The following is a 15,795-nucleotide window of genomic DNA, read 5'->3' as shown; positions in this document are numbered from 1 at the left end:
GCCCGACACCGAGCCGAGTCCCGTGCCCGAGCACCAACGAGGGGTCCTTGTGAGTACCACCGTCAGTCCACCCGCCCAGGGTTCCCGGCGACGCCGCAGCGGCAACACCGACCGGGGTTTCAACCGCGTCTTCCGATGGATCGCCGTCGGGGCCGGAGCCACGATCCTGGCGGTCCTGGCCGCGGTCGCGCTCTTCCTGGTCTCCGAGGCCTGGCCGGCCATCATGGCCAGCCCCGAGGAGCTCGCCGAGGGCGTCCCGCGCTACCCGGAGGACACCTCCCTGCTGGCCTACCTCGGGCCGCTGATCTACGGGACGATCCTCGCCGCGGTGCTGGCGCTGTTCCTCGCGGTGCCGATCTCGATGGGCATCGCGCTGTTCATCTCGCACTACGCGCCGCGCCGGCTCTCCCAGCTCCTCGGTGCCCTGGTCGACCTGCTGGCCGCGATCCCCTCGGTGATCTACGGCCTGTGGGGCTTCTTCACGCTGGCGCCCGTGCTGACGCCGATCTGGATGTGGCTCAACGACAACCTCGGCTGGATCCCCCTCTGGGGCGGGAACGCCTCGCCGACGGGCCGGTCCATGGCCACGGTCGGCGTCGTCCTGGCGATCATGATCCTGCCGATCATCACCGCCGTCTCGCGCGAGGTCTTCCTGCAGACGCCGAAGCTGCACGAGGAGGCGGCGCTGGCCCTCGGCGCCACCCGCTGGGAGGTCGTCAAGACCGCCGTGCTGCCGTTCGGCCGCTCGGGCGTCATCTCCGCGTCGATGCTCGGCCTGGGCCGCGCGCTCGGCGAGACGATGGCGGTGCTGATGATCCTGTCGCCGGGATTCACGTACAGCCTCGACATCCTGGCCGCCGGCCAGCACCAGACCATCGCGGCCTACATCGCGGCCGACTTCCCGGAGTCGACCGGGCTCGGTGTCAACACGCTGATCGCCGCCGGCCTCGCCCTGTTCGTGATCACGCTGGCCGTCAACATGGCCGCGCGCTGGGTCGTGGCCCGCCGCAAGGACTTCTCGGGAGCCAACTGATGAGTGCCGCTACTGACCACACCTCCCCGGGCGGCAGCTCCGAGACCGCCCGGCTGCTCTCCACCGTCGACACGGGACGTCGTCGCACCGACCGTGCCATGCAGGTGCTGATCTACATCGCCTTCGCGCTGGCGATGATCCCGCTCGGCTGGCTGATCTTCACGGTCGTCGCCCAGGGTGGTGACCGGATCAGCATGGACTTCCTGATGCAGTCGATGCGCAACATCTTCGGCGGTGACCCGCGCGGCGGGATCTACCACGCGATCCTCGGCACCGTCGTCATCACGGCGCTGGCCACGGTCATCTCCGTGCCGATCGGCATCCTGACCGCGATCTACCTGGTGGAGTACGGCAAGGGCTGGCTGGCCCGCGCGGTGACGTTCTTCGTCGACGTCATGACGGGCATCCCGTCGATCGTCGCCGGTCTGTTCGCTTTCTCGCTCTTCGCGCTGATCTTCGGGCCCGCGGTCCGCATCGGGATCATGGGCGCGGTGGCCCTGTCGGTGCTGATGATCCCGGTCGTCGTGCGCTCCTGCGAGGAGATGCTCAAGCTCGTGCCGAACGAGCTCCGCGAGGCCTCCTACGCGCTGGGCGTCCCGAAGTGGCTGACCATCATCAAGGTGGTGCTGCGCACCTCGGTCGCCGGGCTGACCACCGGCGTGCTGCTCGCGGTCGCCCGCGTCATCGGTGAGACGGCCCCGCTGCTGGTCACCGTCGGCGTCACCGACTCGATCAACGCCAACCCGTTCGACGGCCGCATGATGACGCTGCCGGTGTTCGCCTATCGTCAGTACTCGCAGGGTGACGCACCCTGCCCCGGGGGAGACTCCGCGACCTGTGTCGCCGACATCGCCTCGCAGAACGCCTGGGGCGCGGCACTCGTGCTGATCGTCATGGTCCTGGCACTCAACCTGATCGGCCGCCTGATCACTCGCTGGTTCGCCCCCAAGCTGGGCTGACGCGCAGCCGACGATCAGCCACACTCACGAAGGAAGAAACGACGATGGCACAGCGCATCGACACCAAGGATCTGAACATCTACTACGGCGACTTCCTCGCCGTGCAGGACGTCAACATGACGATCGAGCCCAAGTCGGTCACGGCGCTCATCGGGCCGTCCGGCTGCGGCAAGTCGACCTTCCTGCGCACGCTCAACCGCATGCACGAGGTCATCCCGGGCGCCCGGGTCGAGGGCCGTGTCGAGATGGACGGCGTGGACCTGTACGGCCCGAACGTCGACCCGGTCGCCGTGCGCAAGAACGTCGGCATGGTCTTCCAGCGCCCCAACCCGTTCCCGACGATGTCCATCCGGGACAACGTCCTGGCCGGGGTGAAGCTGAACAACAAGCGCATCTCGAAGGCGGAGGCCGACGACCTCGTCGAGTCCTCGCTGCACGGCGCGAACCTGTGGAACGAGGTCAAGGACCGGCTCGACAAGCCGGGTTCGGGCCTCTCCGGCGGTCAGCAGCAGCGGCTGTGCATCGCCCGCGCGATCGCGATCAAGCCCCAGGTGCTGCTCATGGACGAGCCCTGCTCGGCGCTCGACCCGATCTCGACCATCGCGATCGAGGACCTGATCGGTGAGCTCAAGCAGGAGTACACGATCGTCATCGTGACCCACAACATGCAGCAGGCGGCGCGCGTGAGCGACCGGACCGGCTTCTTCAACATCGCGGGCACCGGCAAGCCGGGCAAGCTGATCGAGATGGACGACACGGCGACGATCTTCTCCGCGCCGGCCGAGAAGGCCACCGAGGACTACGTCTCCGGCCGCTTCGGGTGATCCGTCGTCCGGTCGCCCCGGCGGGGCGGCCGGACCCGCACGACGAAGGCCCCTGCGCTCCTGAGGGAGCGCAGGGGCCTTCGTGCTGCCTGACGGCGGCTGCCGGGGCGGGTGGGCCCGCCGGCCGACGCCGGGGCTCAGGGCAGGTAGTCGGCGTACTCCGGCAGCGTGCCGTCGAACACGGGCAGGTAGAACGGCTCGCTCTGGCCGGCGACCTCGAGGGTGGCCTCGAGGTTCCCGCCGGGGATCGTGGCGACCGGGCTGAGCAGGGTCTCCTCGCCGTCGGTGCCCAGGTAGACCGTCTCCTCGGCGGGCACCGCGACCGTGACGGGCGCCGCACCGCTGGCGGTCAGGGTGAACTCGACGTCCTCGCCGCTGTTGTTGGCCAGCGCGCCCAGCAGGTTGCCGTCGCCACCTTCCTCGGTGGCGATGACCAGCAGGTTCAGCCCGCGCACCTCCGGGTCGTCGAAGTCGACCCGGGTGCCGTCCGACGGAGCATAGGGCAGCTCGGTGGTGATCGGTGCGCAGGCGCCGAGCGTCAGCGCCCCGACGGCGACGCCGGCGGCGAGTGCGGTACGGGCGGTGCGGGCGGAGCGAGCCACGTGCTCTCCTTCTGCTGGAGCGGTGCGGCGGAGTCGGACCCGCTCGCACGAGGTGTCACAGGGTGCAGGACGCGACGCGCCCCGCCCCATCTTAGTGGGGCCCGGGGGCGCAGACCCAGCCGTCTCGCGTCACCGCTCTGACCTGCGAAAACAGGGTGTGGGGGAGTGTGGCGGGCGCCCGGGGGCCCACGGTGGGCGGCACCCTCCGTGATAGACTCGGCCACTGGGAAAGGGGACATCTGAAGATGACGTTCACAGTAGGCGAGACGGTTGTCTACCCTCATCACGGCGCCGCGCTGATCGAAGAGGTCAAGACCCGGAAGATCCGTGGCGAAGAGAAGATGTACCTCAAGCTCAAGGTCGCCCAGGGCGACCTGACGATCGAGGTCCCGGCGGACAACGTCGACCTCGTCGGGGTGCGTGACGTGGTGGACCAGGAGGGCCTGGACAAGGTGTTCGACGTGCTGCGCGCGCCGTACACCGAGGAGCCCACGAACTGGTCGCGCCGGTACAAGGCCAACCTGGAGAAGCTGGCGTCGGGCGACGTCATCAAGGTGGGCGAGGTCGTGCGCGACCTGTCCCGCCGCGACTCCGACCGTGGCCTGAGCGCCGGCGAGAAGCGCATGCTGGCCAAGGCCCGCCAGATCCTCGAGTCCGAGGTCGCCCTCGCCGAGGGCGTGGACGAGGAGAAGGCCGGCGCCATCATCGACGAGGTGCTCGCCTCCTGACGACCCTCGCGATCCTCACCGCGGCCGGTTCCGGCACGCGGCTCGGGCGGGAGATCCCCAAGGCGTTCGTCGACGTCGGTGGCGTGCCCATGATCGCCCTGGCGGCGCGTGGCCTCGCGGCCTCCGGCGTCGTCGACGCGGTGGTGATCACCGCGCCGCCCGGACGGTCCGCGGACATGGTCGCCGCCGTCGGCCCTCTCTCGGTCCCCTGCGACGTCGTCGAGGGCGGCGCCACCCGGCAGGCGTCCGTCGCGGCCGGTCTCGACCGCGCCGACGCCGCCACCGACGTCGTCCTCGTGCACGACGCCGCCCGCCCGCTCGCCCCGCCGGCGCTGGTCGAGCGGGTCGTCACCGCGGTGCGCAGCGGCCGGTCCGCCGTCGTCCCCGGTCTGCCCGTGACGGACACGATCAAGCGCGTGGTGCCCGACGGCGGCAGCCCGGCCGCACCCGGCGGGGAGTCCGCCCAGCCGGTCGAGCGCGTCGTCGACACCCTCGACCGGACGGCGCTGAGGGCCGTGCAGACCCCTCAGGGCTTCGACCGCGAGCTGCTGCAGCGCGCGCACGCCGAGGGGGCGGCCCGGGCGGCTGCCGAGCACCTGGCGGCGACCGACGACGCCGGGCTGGTCGAGGCGCTCGGCGTCCCGGTGCACATGGTGCGGGGCGACGCCGCCGCCCTGAAGATCACCACCGCGCACGACCTGGCGGTGGCCGAGCTGCTGCTGGAGGGCCGATGATCCTGCCGCGTACCGGGATCGGTGTCGACGTGCACGCCGTCGCCCCCGAGGGCTCCGACCGCGAGCTGTGGGTCGCCGGGCTGCGCTGGCCGGGGGAGCGGGGCCTGGAGGGGCACTCCGACGCCGACGTGGCCGCGCACGCCGCCGCCGACGCGCTCTTCTCGGCGGCCGGTCTCGGCGGGCTGGGCACGCACTTCGGCACCAGCGAGCCCGAGTGGGCCGGGGCGAGCGGCGCCGTGCTGCTCGCGGAGGCCGCGCGACGGGTGCGCGAGGCCGGGTTCGAGATCGGCAACGTCGCCGTCCAGGTCGTCGGCAACCGACCGAAGATCGAACCGCGGCGCACCGAGGCCGAGGCGGCGCTGAGCGAGGCCGCCGGGGCGCCGGTCGCCGTCAGCGCGACCACCACCGACGGGCTGGGCCTGACCGGCCGCGGCGAGGGGATCGCCGCGATCGCCACGGCCCTCGTCGTCCCCCGCTGACCCCGCCCCTGTCGTTGTGGGCATGAAATCTGCCGTCTGCGACGGGGTCGGGGCTGCAGATTTCACGCCCACAACGTCGGTGGGGTGCGTCGGTGGGGCGCGACCGCGGCGGCACGAGGCAGTCAGCCGGGGACGCCGAGCACCCGGTCGGTGTAGTCGTTGCGCAGCACCCCGCCCGGGTCGACGGCGGCCCGCACCCGCGCGACGTCGTCCAGCGGGTAGTGGTCGGCCAGGTCCGCTGCCGTGCGCGTGTGCAGCTTGCCCCAGTGCGGGCGCCCGCCGGCCGCGACGAAGATCTCCTCCGCCGCCCGGAAGTACCTCTCGCGCGGCATCCGGTGGTACTGGTGCACCGCCACGTAGGCGGTGTCCCGGCCCCGGGCGGTGGACAGCCACACGTCGTCCGCCGCCGTGCAGCGCACCTCGACCGGGAACGGCACCGGCTCGCCCGAGGCCCGCAGCCAGCGGTCCAGCTCGCGTAGCACCTCGGCCAGCGCGGCGCGCGGCAGGGCGTACTCCATCTCCGCGAACCGCACCCGTCGGCGCGTCACCATGACCCGGTCCGACGGCGCCACGTGGGTCCGGTCGCCGAGGACCGCCGCGCACGCGGCGTTGAGCCGGGGCACCGTGCCCGGAGCGGCGGCCGCCACCTGCATGACCCCGCCGAGGACCCCGTTGGCCAGCACCTCGTCGTCGAGGAAGGACCGTGCGGCGGCCCCGGCCGTCCGGAGCGCACCGGTCGGCCCGCGGCGGGAGGCCTCGTGCTCGGCCCGGTCGGCGGCGGAGACGCGGTCGTGGCTCCAGGTGAGCATCCGGTCGGTGCCCGGGAACCAGTAGGCGTCGAACCGGTCGTGGCCGTCGAACAGCGCGTCGATGCCGCCGACCACCTCGTCCCACGGGCGCACCCGCTCGGTCGAGCGCAGCAGATAGGCCGGCACGACCTCGAGCGTCACCGCCGACAGGATCCCGACCGAGCCCAGCCCGAGCCGCGCGACCTCGAACAGCTCGCGGTCGGGCGACCCCGGGGCGTCGCCGTCGGACACCGACCGCACCGACCCGTCCGGCAGCACCAGGCGCACCCCGCGCACCTGCGTGGCGAGCCCGCCGAGACGTGCGCCGGTGCCGTGCGTGCCGGTGGAGATCGCCCCCGCGATCGACTGGCGGTCGATGTCGCCGAGGTTGCGCATCGCCAGTCCCCACGACGCGAGCAGCCGGTTGAGCCGGTGCAGCCGCGTACCGGCGCCGACGGTGACGAGGGCGGTGCCGTCCGGCCGCCGCTGCAGGGACTCCAGCCCGCTGAGGTGGTCGAGTCCGAGCATCAGACCGTCGGTGACGGCGGCGTCCGTGAACGAGTGGCCGGCGCCGACCGCCCGGACGCGCAGCCCGTCCGCGGCGGCGCGGGCGACGAGGGCGCGCAGCTCGGCCTCGACCTGCGGTTCCGCGTGCCGGGCGGGTGCGGCGGCGTAGGTGCGACCCCAGGTGGTGAAGTTCACAGCGGACACTCTGCCACGGCCGGACGCCCGTGTACGGTGACGGCCATGAGGCTGACGGACCGGCTGTCCCGCGCCACCGCCGGGCTGCCCGGACCGCTCGCCGTCGTCGACCTGGACACCTTCGACGTCAACGCGGCCGACCTGCTGCGGCGGGCCGCCGGCACCCCCGTACGCGTGGCCGCGAAGTCCGTGCGCGTGCGCGCCCTCCTCGACCGCGCGGGGGAGGCCGGGTTCACCGGTGTCATGGCCTTCTCCCTCGCCGAGGCGCTCTGGCTGGTCGGCGGCGGCACCCGGGACGTCCTCGTCGGCTACCCGACCGTCGACACCGACGCCCTCGCCCGGTGGGCGGCCGACCCCGTCGCCCGTCGCGAGATCACCCTCATGGCCGACGACGTCGCCCAGGTCGCGCTCGCGTCCGCGGCCCTGCGCGACGCCCCCGCCGCCGGACCGGCGGGCTCGGTCTGCCTCGACGTCGACTGCTCGCTCCGGCTCGGCGTCGGGCGGTGGCGGGCGCACCTGGGCACCCGCCGCTCGCCGCTGCGGACGGCCGAGCAGGTCGCGGACCTGGCCGGCGCCGTCGAGTCCACCGACGGGCTGCGCGTGCGCGGGCTGATGTTCTACGAGGCCCAGGTCGCCGGGCTGCCCGACGAGAGCCCGGCGGTGCGGGCCGTGAAGCGGCTGTCGGTCCCCGACGTCGACCGTCGCCGACGTGACGTGCTCGCCGCCGTGCGGACCGCCGTCGGCCGGGACGTCGAGCTCGTCAACGCCGGGGGCACGGGGTCGCTGGAGTCCTCCGCCGCCGGCACCGGGGTCACCGAGGTGAGCGCCGGGTCGGGCCTGTTCGTCCCCGGCACGTTCGACCACTACCGGTCCTTCGAGGCGCGTCCGGCCGCGTTCTTCGGCCTCGACGTGGTGCGCACCCCCGGACCGGGCTGGGCGACGGCGTTCGGCGGCGGGTACGTCGCCTCCGGCCCCGCCGGGCCGTCCCGCCTGCCCCGGGTGGCCACGCCCGGCTGGGCGCTGACGCGCCGCGAGGGCGCCGGCGAGGTGCAGACGCCGCTGCGGCTCCGGCGCGGCGGGCGCGACCTGCGCGTCGGGGACCGGGTCTGGTTCCGGCACGCCAAGGCCGGCGAGCTGATGGAGCGGTTCGCGACGGTGCACCTCGTGCGCGGCGACGAGGTCGTCGGCACCGTCCCGACCTACCGCGGCGAAGGACAGGCCTTCGGCTGAGCCGGAGCAGGTCCTCGAGGACCTGACCGGTACCCTGGACCGGTGACCTTGCAGCTTTTCGACACCGCCACGCGCTCCGTGCGCGAGTTCGCACCTCGGACACCCGGCAAGGTCGGCATCTACCTCTGTGGCGCCACCGTCCAGTCGGCGCCCCACGTGGGCCACCTGCGCCCCGCCGTCGCCTTCGACGTGCTGCGCCGCTGGCTGACCCGGTCGGGGCTCGACGTGACCCTGATCCGGAACGTCACCGACATCGACGACAAGATCCTCGCCAAGGCCGAGGCCGCCGGCGTGGAGTGGTGGGCGCACGCCGCCACCTACGAGCGCGCGTTCACCGCCGCCTACGACGCCCTCGGCGTGCTGCCGCCCACCTACGAGCCCCGCGCCACCGGCCACGTGCCGCAGATGGTCGCGCTCATGCAGCGGCTCGTCGAGCGGGGGCACGCCTACAGCAGCAGCCCCGGCAACGTCTGGTTCGACGTCCGTTCCTGGCCCGCCTACGGCGAGCTGACCACCCAGCGGCTCGAGGACCTCAACCCCGAGGGCGGGGACGACGCCGTCACGTCCGAGAAGCGCGACCCGCACGACTTCGCGCTCTGGAAGGCCTCCCGCCCCGGCGAGCCCGAGACCGCCGCCTGGGACACGCCCTTCGGGCGCGGACGTCCCGGCTGGCACCTGGAGTGCTCGGCCATGGCGCACCGCTACCTCGGCGAGGCGTTCGACATCCACGGCGGCGGCCTCGACCTGCGCTTCCCGCACCACGAGAACGAGCAGGCGCAGTCCCGTGCCGCCGGGTACGGGTTCGCGGACCGCTGGATGCACTCCGCCTGGGTCACCCAGCAGGGCGTGAAGATGAGCAAGTCGCTCGGCAACGGGCTGCTCATGAGCGAGCTGCTCACCCAGGTCCCGGCCGCCGTCGTGCGCTACGCCCTCGTGGCCGTGCAGTACCGCTCCATGCTCGAGTGGAGCCCGGACACGCTCGACGAGGCCCGGGCCACGTGGGAGCGGCTGACCGGGTTCGTCGCCCGGGCGGGCGAGCGCGTCGGGGAGGTCCCGCGGGCGGAGGTCCTCGCCGCCGACCTGCCCGCCGGGTTCGTCACCGCGATGGACGACGACCTCAACGTGCCCGCGGCGCTCGCCGTCGTGCACGAGACGCTCAAGGCGGGCAACTCGGCGCTCGCCTCCTCCGACGACTCCGCGGCGCGCGACGCGCTCGTCGCGCTGCGGGGGATGCTGGACGTGCTCGGGCTCGACCCGGCCGACCCGCAGTGGGCCAGCGCCGCCGACACGCGCGTGGCCGACGCGCTCGACGCCGTCGTGCAGGCCGAGCTCGACGCACGCTCCGCGGCCCGGGCCGCCAAGGACTACGCCACGAGCGACGCGATCCGGGACCGCCTCGCGGCGGCCGGCGTCGTCGTGCAGGACTCACCGGACGGCGCCCGCTGGACGCTGGCCGACGCGAAGGGGGAATGATGGCGGGGAACTCGCAGCGACCCGGTGCCAAGCGCAAGGCGGGCACCAAGAAGGGCGCGCAGGTCGGCAGCGGCGGTCAGCGCCGCAAGGGCCTGCAGGGCAAGGGGCCGACGCCGAAGGCCGAGGAGCGCACGTACCACCCGGCGTACAAGCGCAAGGTCGCGGCCGAGAAACGTGCCGCGGCGCAGGCGCCCACGGGTGCCCGCAAGGGCGTGGCCCGGGGCACGCGCAAGGCTACCGGCGGCGCGGAGGTCGTGGCCGGCCGCAACGCCGTGCTCGAGGCGCTGCGCTCCCAGGTGCCGGTGACCGCCGTCCACCTGGCCGAGCGCATCGACCACGACGACCGCACCCGGGAGATCCTCGAGCTCGCCTCGATCCAGGGCGCCCAGGTGCTGGAGAGCTCGCGCGGCGCGCTCGACCAGCTCACCGAGGGGTCCGTGCACCAGGGTGTCGCCCTGGAGGTGCCGCCGTACGACTACGCGTCGGTGGACGACCTCCTGGACGCCGCGGCGCAGGCGGGCGAGCCGCCGCTGATCGTGGCGCTCGACTCGATCACCGACCCGCGCAACCTGGGGGCCGTGCTGCGGTCCGCCGGGGCGTTCGGTGCGCACGGCGTCCTGGTGCCGTCGCGGCGCACGGCCTCGGTGACGGCGTCGGCGTGGAAGGTGTCCGCCGGTGCCGCCGCACGGGTGCCGGTCGCCAAGGAGACCAACCTGTCGCGCACGCTCGCCGACCTGAAGAAGTCCGGCCTGTTCGTCGTCGGGCTCGACGCCGGCGGTGACGTCGCCGTGCGCGACCTGGCGTTCGCCACGGACCCGCTGGTGGTCGTGGTCGGGTCCGAGGGCAAGGGGCTCTCGCGCCTGGTGCGCGAGACGTGCGACGCCGTGGCGTCGATCCCGATCTCGTCGGACGTGGAGTCGCTCAACGCCGGTGTCGCGGCCGGGATCACGCTGTACGAGGTCGCACAGGCCCGCGCCGCGAAGTAGGCGACCTTCCGCCGAGGTAGGCAAGGTTCCCGCGAGGTAGGCAAGGTTCCCGCGAGGTAGGTAACGCCCCTCCGTCGGCCGGAGTGTGCCTACCTGGCTGAGATCTTGCCTACCTCGGCAGAAACTTGCCTACCTCGGCTGAGAGTTGCCTACCTCGCGATCAGTCGCGGTCGCCCGGCTCGGCCGCGGCGTAGTGGAAGTAGTCCGCCTCCGGCCCCTCGGGCTCGTCGCCCGGCTCCATGCCGAGGATCGCCTTCTCGTCCGGGCGGTAGCGCAGGACGTTCTTCACGTACGACGCCACCGTCTCCGGCATCGGGACGTCGTGCCCGGACTGCTCGGAGATGAACCAGCGGTGGTCGAGGATCTCGTGGTACAGCTGCGCCGGCTCGAGCTTGCGCCGCAGCTCGCGGGGGACCGCCCGGACCGTGGGGTGGAAGACGTTCTGCAGCCAGTCGTGGGCGACGAGCTGGGGGTCGTCCTCCTGCCGGTCCGTCGCCGCCTGGTACGAGTCCAGGTCGTTGAGCAGCCGCCGCGCCTGGTTGTCCTGCACGTCCAGCCCGGTCAGCTTCAGCAGCCGGCGGGAGTGGTGACCGGCGTCGACCACCTGGGGCTGGATGCGCACCGTCGTGCCGTCGATGTCCGTGGTGATGTCGAGCTCGCCGACGTCGAACCCGAGGGCGTTGAGCCGCTCGATGCGGGCGGCGACGCGCCACCGCTCGTCGGACGCGAAGGCCTCGACGCCGGTCAGGGCCTCCCACAGGTCGCGGTAGCGGTCGACCAGGGAGTTGCCGAAGGCCACCTCGTCGATCTCGCTGTCGAGCAGCTCGCCGGCCGCCAGGTCCATGAGCTCGCCGATGATGTTGACGCGGGCGATCTCGAGGTCGTGCTCGCGCTGGCCCCGCGTGAGCTCGCGGTGCAGGGCACCGGTCTCGGCGTCGACGAGGTAGGCGGCGAACTGCTCGGCGTCGCGGCGGAACAGCGTGTTGGACAGCGAGACGTCGCCCCAGAAGAAGCCCGCGAGGTGCAGGCGCACGATCAGGACGGCGAGCGCGTCGATGAGCCGGTTCGCGGTCTCGTCGCGCAGCCACTGGCTGAACACCGACCGGTACGGCAACGAGAACGCCAGGTGCTCGGTGACCAGGGCGGCCTCGAGCGGCTCACCGCTGTCGGAGGTCCGACCGGTGACGACCCCGACGGGGCGCACGGACGGGATCTCGAGCTTGCGCAGCTGTCGCAGCATCCCGTACTCGCGGAAGGCGACGTCCTGGCTGATCTCCTTGATCGCCAGCACGCGGCCGTCGAGCCGGACGAAGCGGACCACGTGCCGCGAGATGCCTCGCGGGAGCGCCGCGAGGACGTCGGACGGCCAGTCGATCAGCGGGAGGCGCCACGGCAGGTCCAGCAGCGCGGAGTTCGGGGTCGCGGAGGTGATCTTGAGCTGCTCCACGGCACCTCCAGGTCTGTTGCGGGTCGGGGACGTCGCCGCGTCGCGGCGGACCCTGAACGTTCCCCGCCACCAGCGACGAGGGACGGGCTGTCAGCCTAGACGACGACGGGGCGGGCCCGGCGCACCGGCCGGACCCGCCCCGTCGTGTCAGAGGTCAGCAGCTCACTTGCTGAGGCGAGCACCCGTCGACGGCGCGAAGACGTGCTCCTGGCCCTGCTTGATGGTGACGTGGATGGTGTCACCCTTCATCGGGACCTCGCGCGGGTCGATGCGCACGATGACCTGGTCCGAGGAACCGGAGTGCAGGTCGCCGGCCGAACCGTCCGACAGCAGCTCGCCGTAGACGAACGCGTCGGAGCCGAGCTCCTCGACGAGGTTGACCTTCACCTGGAAGGCGTCCTGCGAGTCGTCGTGCGCGATGTCGAGGGACTCGGGACGGAAGCCCACGACGACCTTGCCGTTGTCGGCGTCGGAGAGCTGGTCGAGCACGTCGCGCTCGAGCGCCACCGCGGCGTGACCGACGACCGCCTTGCCGTCGCGGACCTCGAAGGTGCCGATGTTCATCGCCGGGGAGCCGATGAAGCCCGCCACGAAGGTGTTCGCCGGGGTGTCGTACATCTCGCGCGGGGTGCCGACCTGCTGCAGCAGACCGTCCTTGAGCACCGCGATGCGGTCGCCCATGGTCAGGGCCTCGGTCTGGTCGTGCGTCACGTAGACGGTGGTGACGCCGAGGCGGCGCTGCAGCGAGGCGATCTGCGTACGGGTCTGGACACGCAGCTTGGCGTCCAGGTTCGACAGCGGCTCGTCCATGAGGAACACCTGCGGCTGACGCACGATGGCGCGGCCCATGGCGACACGCTGGCGCTGACCGCCGGAGAGCGCCTTCGGCTTGCGGTCGAGGTACTCGGTGAGATCGAGGATCTTGGCGGCTTCCTCGACGCGCTGGCGGATCTCCGCCTTCGGGGTGCCGGCGATCTTCAGCGCGAAGCCCATGTTGTCGGCGACCGACATGTGCGGGTACAGCGCGTAGTTCTGGAAGACCATCGCGATGTCGCGGTCCTTGGGCTGCACGTCGGTGACGTCGCGGTCACCGATGTAGATGTGCCCGCCGTTGACGTCCTCGAGGCCCGCCAGCATGCGCAGCGAGGTGGACTTGCCGCAGCCCGAGGGGCCGACGAGGACGAGGAACTCGCCGTCCTCGACCTGCAGGTTGAGCTGGTCCACGGCCGGGCGCTCCGTGCCCGGGTAGACGCGCGTCGCGTGGTCATAGGTGACCGAAGCCATGATGATTCCCTCCACCGGCAGGTACGTGCCGGACGATCCGTTGTGGTCGGGTGTGCTGCGTTCACGACTGGCGTGTCAGCGGCGACACATTGTGTTGTGTGCGCGGCTTCGCCGGACCGTTCCGGCGGCGTCGCGCGGATTGATAGTACACGGCCGTGACCCGGATCACGCCATCGTGCAGGTCACACGTCCGGCGTCTCGGTGCCCGGACGGGTCAGCGCGCCGCGAACGACGCGCGCAGCCGGTCCAGCACCGCGGCGACGTCGTCGGCCCCTGCGACGCGGTGCGGCGCGAGGGTGTCCCCGTCACCGACCTTGAGCGCCAGGTCCCCGGCCTCCAGCACGGCGAAGGCCTTCTCGTCGGTGGTGTCGTCCCCCGCGTACAGCACGCGCACGCGGTCGGTGCCGACGTCGTGCCCGACGACGTCGCGCAGCCGTTCCAGCGCCTCGCCCTTGGACGTGTGCAGCACCGCGATCTCGACGACGTCCTTGCCGTGCATGGCCTCCAGCCCGAGCCGGGCGGCGGCCGCGTCCGCGGCCTCGACCGCGGCCCCGGTGTCCTGCGGGCCGGCCAGGCGGGTGTGCAGGACGGCGGCGCTCGGCTTGTGCTGCACCCAGGCGCCCTCGCGGCCGGACACCGCCTCGTCCAGGGCGGCCCGCAGCGCGGTGAGCGTCTCGTGCTCCTCGGCCGTGAGCTCCAGGGGCACCGCCTCGAGCCCGTCGGGTGTCGCGTGCCCCGTCTGGGCGCCGTGGCTGCCCACCAGGTAGGAGCCGACCGGGGGAGCGGCGCGCAGCGCGAGGTCCTCCAGGTCCCGTCCGGAGACGAACGCCAGGCGCACCCGCTCCGCGGCCGTCGCCCCGAGGGCGTCGACGGCGTCCCGGGCGGCCGGGGTCATGCGCGAGGCCGTCGGGTCGTCCACCAGCGGGGCGAGCGTGCCGTCGAAGTCGAGGGCGACGAGCAGGGCCGCGCCGTCGTCGACGGCGAAGCGGTCGAGCGCGCCGAGCAGGGTCTCCGCCAAGTCCTGGTCGTGCCGATCAGACATAGGTGTCGCGGGCGGGGACGGCGGTGAGCACCCCGAGGAACGACTTCGACCACTTGGCGACGTCGTCGCCCATGACCTTGCGGCGCAGGTTCCGCATGCGGCGACGCTTCTCCTTGGCCGGCATCTCGGCCGCGGCGACGATGATGTTCTTCATCCCGTCGATGTCGTGGGGGTTGCACAGCAGCGGCCCGGGGGCGAGCTGGTCGGCGGCGCCCGTGAACTCGCTGAGCACCAGCACGCCGCCCAGGTCGGAGCGGGCCGCGATGTACTCCTTGGCGACGAGGTTCATGCCGTCGCGCAGCGAGGTGACGAGCATGACGTCGGCGGCCAGGTACAGCGCCGCCATCTCCTCGGGCGGGTAGGAGTGGTGCAGGTAGTGGATGGCCGAGTGGCCCAGCTCGCCGAACTCGCCGTTGACGCGGCCGACGAGGATCTCCACGTGCTGGCGCAGCTCCTGGTAGGCGCCGACGTTCTCCCGCGACGGGCTCGCGACCTGCACCAGCGTGGTGTTCGCGGCGTCGATGCGGCCGTCCTGGAGGATCTCGCCGTAGGCCTTGATCCGGTGCCGGATGCCCTTGGTGTAGTCGAGCCGGTCCACGCCCAGCATGACGACCTCGGGGTCGCCCAGGTCGGCGCGGATCTCCTTGGCCCGGGCCTGGATCTCCGGCTTGCGGGCGAGCTCGTCGAAGTGCTGGGTGTCGATCGAGATGGGGAACGAGGCCGCCCGGACGCGCCGGCCCGGCGTCGCGTCGTCGGACCCCATCGAGATGATCGAGCCGCGGGTCGGGTGGTCGGTGAGCCGGCGCACGGCGCGCACGAAGTTCGAGGCGTCCCCGCCGCGCTGGAAGCCGATGAGGTCCGCGCCGAGGAGGCCCTCGACGATGTTCTTGCGCCAGGGGAGCTGCTGGAAGAGCTCCACGGCGGGGAAGGGGATGTGGTCGAAGAACCCGATGCGCAGGTCGGGGCGCAGCTCGCGCAGCATCTTCGGCACGAGCTGGAGCTGGTAGTCGTGCACCCACACCACGCCGCCGCGCGCCGCCTGGGCGGCGGCGGCCTCGGCGAAGCGCTGGTTGACCTTGCGGTAGGCGTCCCACCACTGCCGGTGGTAGGTCGGCGGAGCGATGACGTCGTGGTACAGGGGCCAGAGGGTGTCGTTCGAGAACCCCTCGTAGTACTTGCTGATCTCGCTGGCCGACAGCGTCACCGGGACCAGCAGCATGCCGTCGGCCTCGAAGGGCTCGTGCGCCAGGTCCGGGGCGCCGGACCAGCCGACCCACGCGCCGTCGTTCTCCCGCATCACCGGCTCGAGGGCGGTGACCAGACCGCCGGGCGACCGCTTCCAGTCGAGGTTCCCGTGGTCGTCGACGGCGAAGTCCACGGGGAGCCGGTTCGCGACGACGACGAGGTCGTAGCCGGGCGACTCGGTGCTGCCGGTCGTGCTGCTGGACGATCCCTGACCTGTCAAAGGTGTTCTCTCCCAAGGT

Annotated in this window: 15 protein-coding genes; 9 read left to right on the top strand and 6 right to left on the bottom strand. The window is 72.5% G+C overall.

Annotated features, from left to right (window positions below; translation table 11 throughout):
* Positions 1–49: 49 nt before the first annotated feature.
* The 3 genes from pstC to pstB are packed head-to-tail and all read left to right on the top strand — an operon-like array spanning position 50 to position 2,816.
* Positions 50–1,033, top strand: coding sequence for a phosphate ABC transporter permease subunit PstC (gene pstC, locus PO879_RS13585; protein ID WP_278235406.1), 984 nt, complete (start codon positions 50–52; stop codon positions 1,031–1,033).
* Positions 1,033–1,992, top strand: coding sequence for a phosphate ABC transporter permease PstA (pstA, locus tag PO879_RS13580; RefSeq protein ID WP_278235405.1), 960 nt, complete (start codon positions 1,033–1,035; stop codon positions 1,990–1,992). The genes pstC and pstA overlap by 1 nt, the downstream gene beginning before the upstream one ends.
* Positions 1,993–2,036: 44 nt before the next feature.
* Positions 2,037–2,816, top strand: coding sequence for a phosphate ABC transporter ATP-binding protein PstB (pstB, locus tag PO879_RS13575; RefSeq protein ID WP_278235404.1), 780 nt, complete (start codon positions 2,037–2,039; stop codon positions 2,814–2,816).
* A gap of 137 nt (positions 2,817–2,953) precedes the next feature.
* Here the strand turns inward: pstB and PO879_RS13570 are convergent, their stop codons facing one another.
* Positions 2,954–3,418, bottom strand: a complete 465-nt coding sequence (locus tag PO879_RS13570) for a hypothetical protein (protein WP_278235403.1) — start codon at positions 3,416–3,418, stop codon at positions 2,954–2,956.
* A 245-nt stretch (positions 3,419–3,663) separates the two neighbouring features.
* Between PO879_RS13570 and PO879_RS13565 the strand changes: the two genes are divergently transcribed.
* The 3 genes from PO879_RS13565 to ispF are packed head-to-tail and all read left to right on the top strand — an operon-like array spanning position 3,664 to position 5,359.
* A complete protein-coding gene (locus PO879_RS13565) occupies positions 3,664–4,146 on the top strand; it encodes a CarD family transcriptional regulator (protein ID WP_171247024.1) in 483 nt (160 codons plus the stop codon).
* Entirely contained in the window at positions 4,143–4,880 is a 738-nt protein-coding gene (ispD, locus tag PO879_RS13560) for a 2-C-methyl-D-erythritol 4-phosphate cytidylyltransferase (protein WP_278237547.1), read from the top strand. The genes PO879_RS13565 and ispD overlap by 4 nt, the downstream gene beginning before the upstream one ends.
* On the top strand, positions 4,877–5,359 hold the full coding sequence (gene ispF / locus PO879_RS13555) for a 2-C-methyl-D-erythritol 2,4-cyclodiphosphate synthase (protein ID WP_278235402.1): 483 nt from the start codon (positions 4,877–4,879) through the stop codon (positions 5,357–5,359). The genes ispD and ispF overlap by 4 nt, the downstream gene beginning before the upstream one ends.
* Positions 5,360–5,481: 122 nt before the next feature.
* Here the strand turns inward: ispF and PO879_RS13550 are convergent, their stop codons facing one another.
* On the bottom strand, positions 5,482–6,849 hold the full coding sequence (locus PO879_RS13550; protein ID WP_278235401.1) for a D-arabinono-1,4-lactone oxidase: 1,368 nt from the start codon (positions 6,847–6,849) through the stop codon (positions 5,482–5,484).
* Positions 6,850–6,894: 45 nt separating this feature from the next.
* On the opposite strand from PO879_RS13550, the gene PO879_RS13545 reads away from it, so the two are divergent.
* Genes PO879_RS13545 through rlmB form a run of 3 tightly spaced genes read left to right on the top strand, consistent with a single transcriptional unit; the run spans position 6,895 to position 10,538 of the window.
* Positions 6,895–8,079 carry an alanine racemase gene (locus tag PO879_RS13545; RefSeq protein WP_278235400.1) on the top strand — a complete coding sequence of 395 codons (1,185 nt, stop codon included), beginning with the start codon at positions 6,895–6,897 and terminating at the stop codon, positions 8,077–8,079.
* A gap of 42 nt (positions 8,080–8,121) precedes the next feature.
* Positions 8,122–9,552, top strand: coding sequence for a cysteine--tRNA ligase (gene cysS, locus PO879_RS13540; RefSeq protein ID WP_278235399.1), 1,431 nt, complete (start codon positions 8,122–8,124; stop codon positions 9,550–9,552).
* A complete protein-coding gene (gene rlmB, locus PO879_RS13535; RefSeq protein WP_278237546.1) occupies positions 9,552–10,538 on the top strand; it encodes a 23S rRNA (guanosine(2251)-2'-O)-methyltransferase RlmB in 987 nt (328 codons plus the stop codon). The genes cysS and rlmB overlap by 1 nt, the downstream gene beginning before the upstream one ends.
* A gap of 160 nt (positions 10,539–10,698) precedes the next feature.
* Here rlmB and PO879_RS13530 read toward each other — a convergent pair whose 3' ends face one another.
* The 4 genes from PO879_RS13530 to PO879_RS13515 form a co-directional block, all read right to left on the bottom strand.
* Positions 10,699–11,985 (bottom strand): DUF4032 domain-containing protein, encoded by a 1,287-nt coding sequence (locus PO879_RS13530; protein WP_278235398.1) that lies wholly within the window; start codon positions 11,983–11,985, stop codon positions 10,699–10,701.
* A 162-nt stretch (positions 11,986–12,147) separates the two neighbouring features.
* Positions 12,148–13,269: a sn-glycerol-3-phosphate ABC transporter ATP-binding protein UgpC gene (gene ugpC / locus PO879_RS13525; RefSeq protein ID WP_278235397.1), complete on the bottom strand. Its 1,122-nt coding sequence runs from the start codon at positions 13,267–13,269 to the stop codon at positions 12,148–12,150.
* A gap of 214 nt (positions 13,270–13,483) precedes the next feature.
* The gene (gene otsB, locus PO879_RS13520; RefSeq protein WP_278235396.1) at positions 13,484–14,287 is read right to left on the bottom strand and encodes a trehalose-phosphatase; all 804 of its coding nucleotides are present in this window, start codon (positions 14,285–14,287) and stop codon (positions 13,484–13,486) included.
* 16 nt (positions 14,288–14,303) lie between these two features.
* Positions 14,304–15,776 carry a trehalose-6-phosphate synthase gene (locus PO879_RS13515; protein ID WP_278235395.1) on the bottom strand — a complete coding sequence of 491 codons (1,473 nt, stop codon included), beginning with the start codon at positions 15,774–15,776 and terminating at the stop codon, positions 14,304–14,306.
* Between the last annotated feature and the right edge of the window lie 19 nt (positions 15,777–15,795).

The sequence above is a fragment of the Isoptericola sp. AK164 genome, assembly GCF_029643425.1.
Lineage (GTDB): Bacteria > Actinomycetota > Actinomycetes > Actinomycetales > Cellulomonadaceae > Isoptericola > Isoptericola haloaureus.
This window is presented reverse-complemented; position numbering and strand designations above follow the sequence as displayed.

Coding starts and splice junctions, on each gene's coding strand:
- ugpC (WP_278235397.1), bottom strand. CDS start 13,269: ATGGCTTCGGTCACCTATGACCACGCGACGCGCGTCTACCCGGGCACG.
- pstA (WP_278235405.1), top strand. CDS start 1,033: ATGAGTGCCGCTACTGACCACACCTCCCCGGGCGGCAGCTCCGAGACC.
- PO879_RS13545 (WP_278235400.1), top strand. CDS start 6,895: ATGAGGCTGACGGACCGGCTGTCCCGCGCCACCGCCGGGCTGCCCGGA.
- pstB (WP_278235404.1), top strand. CDS start 2,037: ATGGCACAGCGCATCGACACCAAGGATCTGAACATCTACTACGGCGAC.
- PO879_RS13565 (WP_171247024.1), top strand. CDS start 3,664: ATGACGTTCACAGTAGGCGAGACGGTTGTCTACCCTCATCACGGCGCC.
- rlmB (WP_278237546.1), top strand. CDS start 9,552: ATGGCGGGGAACTCGCAGCGACCCGGTGCCAAGCGCAAGGCGGGCACC.
- ispF (WP_278235402.1), top strand. CDS start 4,877: ATGATCCTGCCGCGTACCGGGATCGGTGTCGACGTGCACGCCGTCGCC.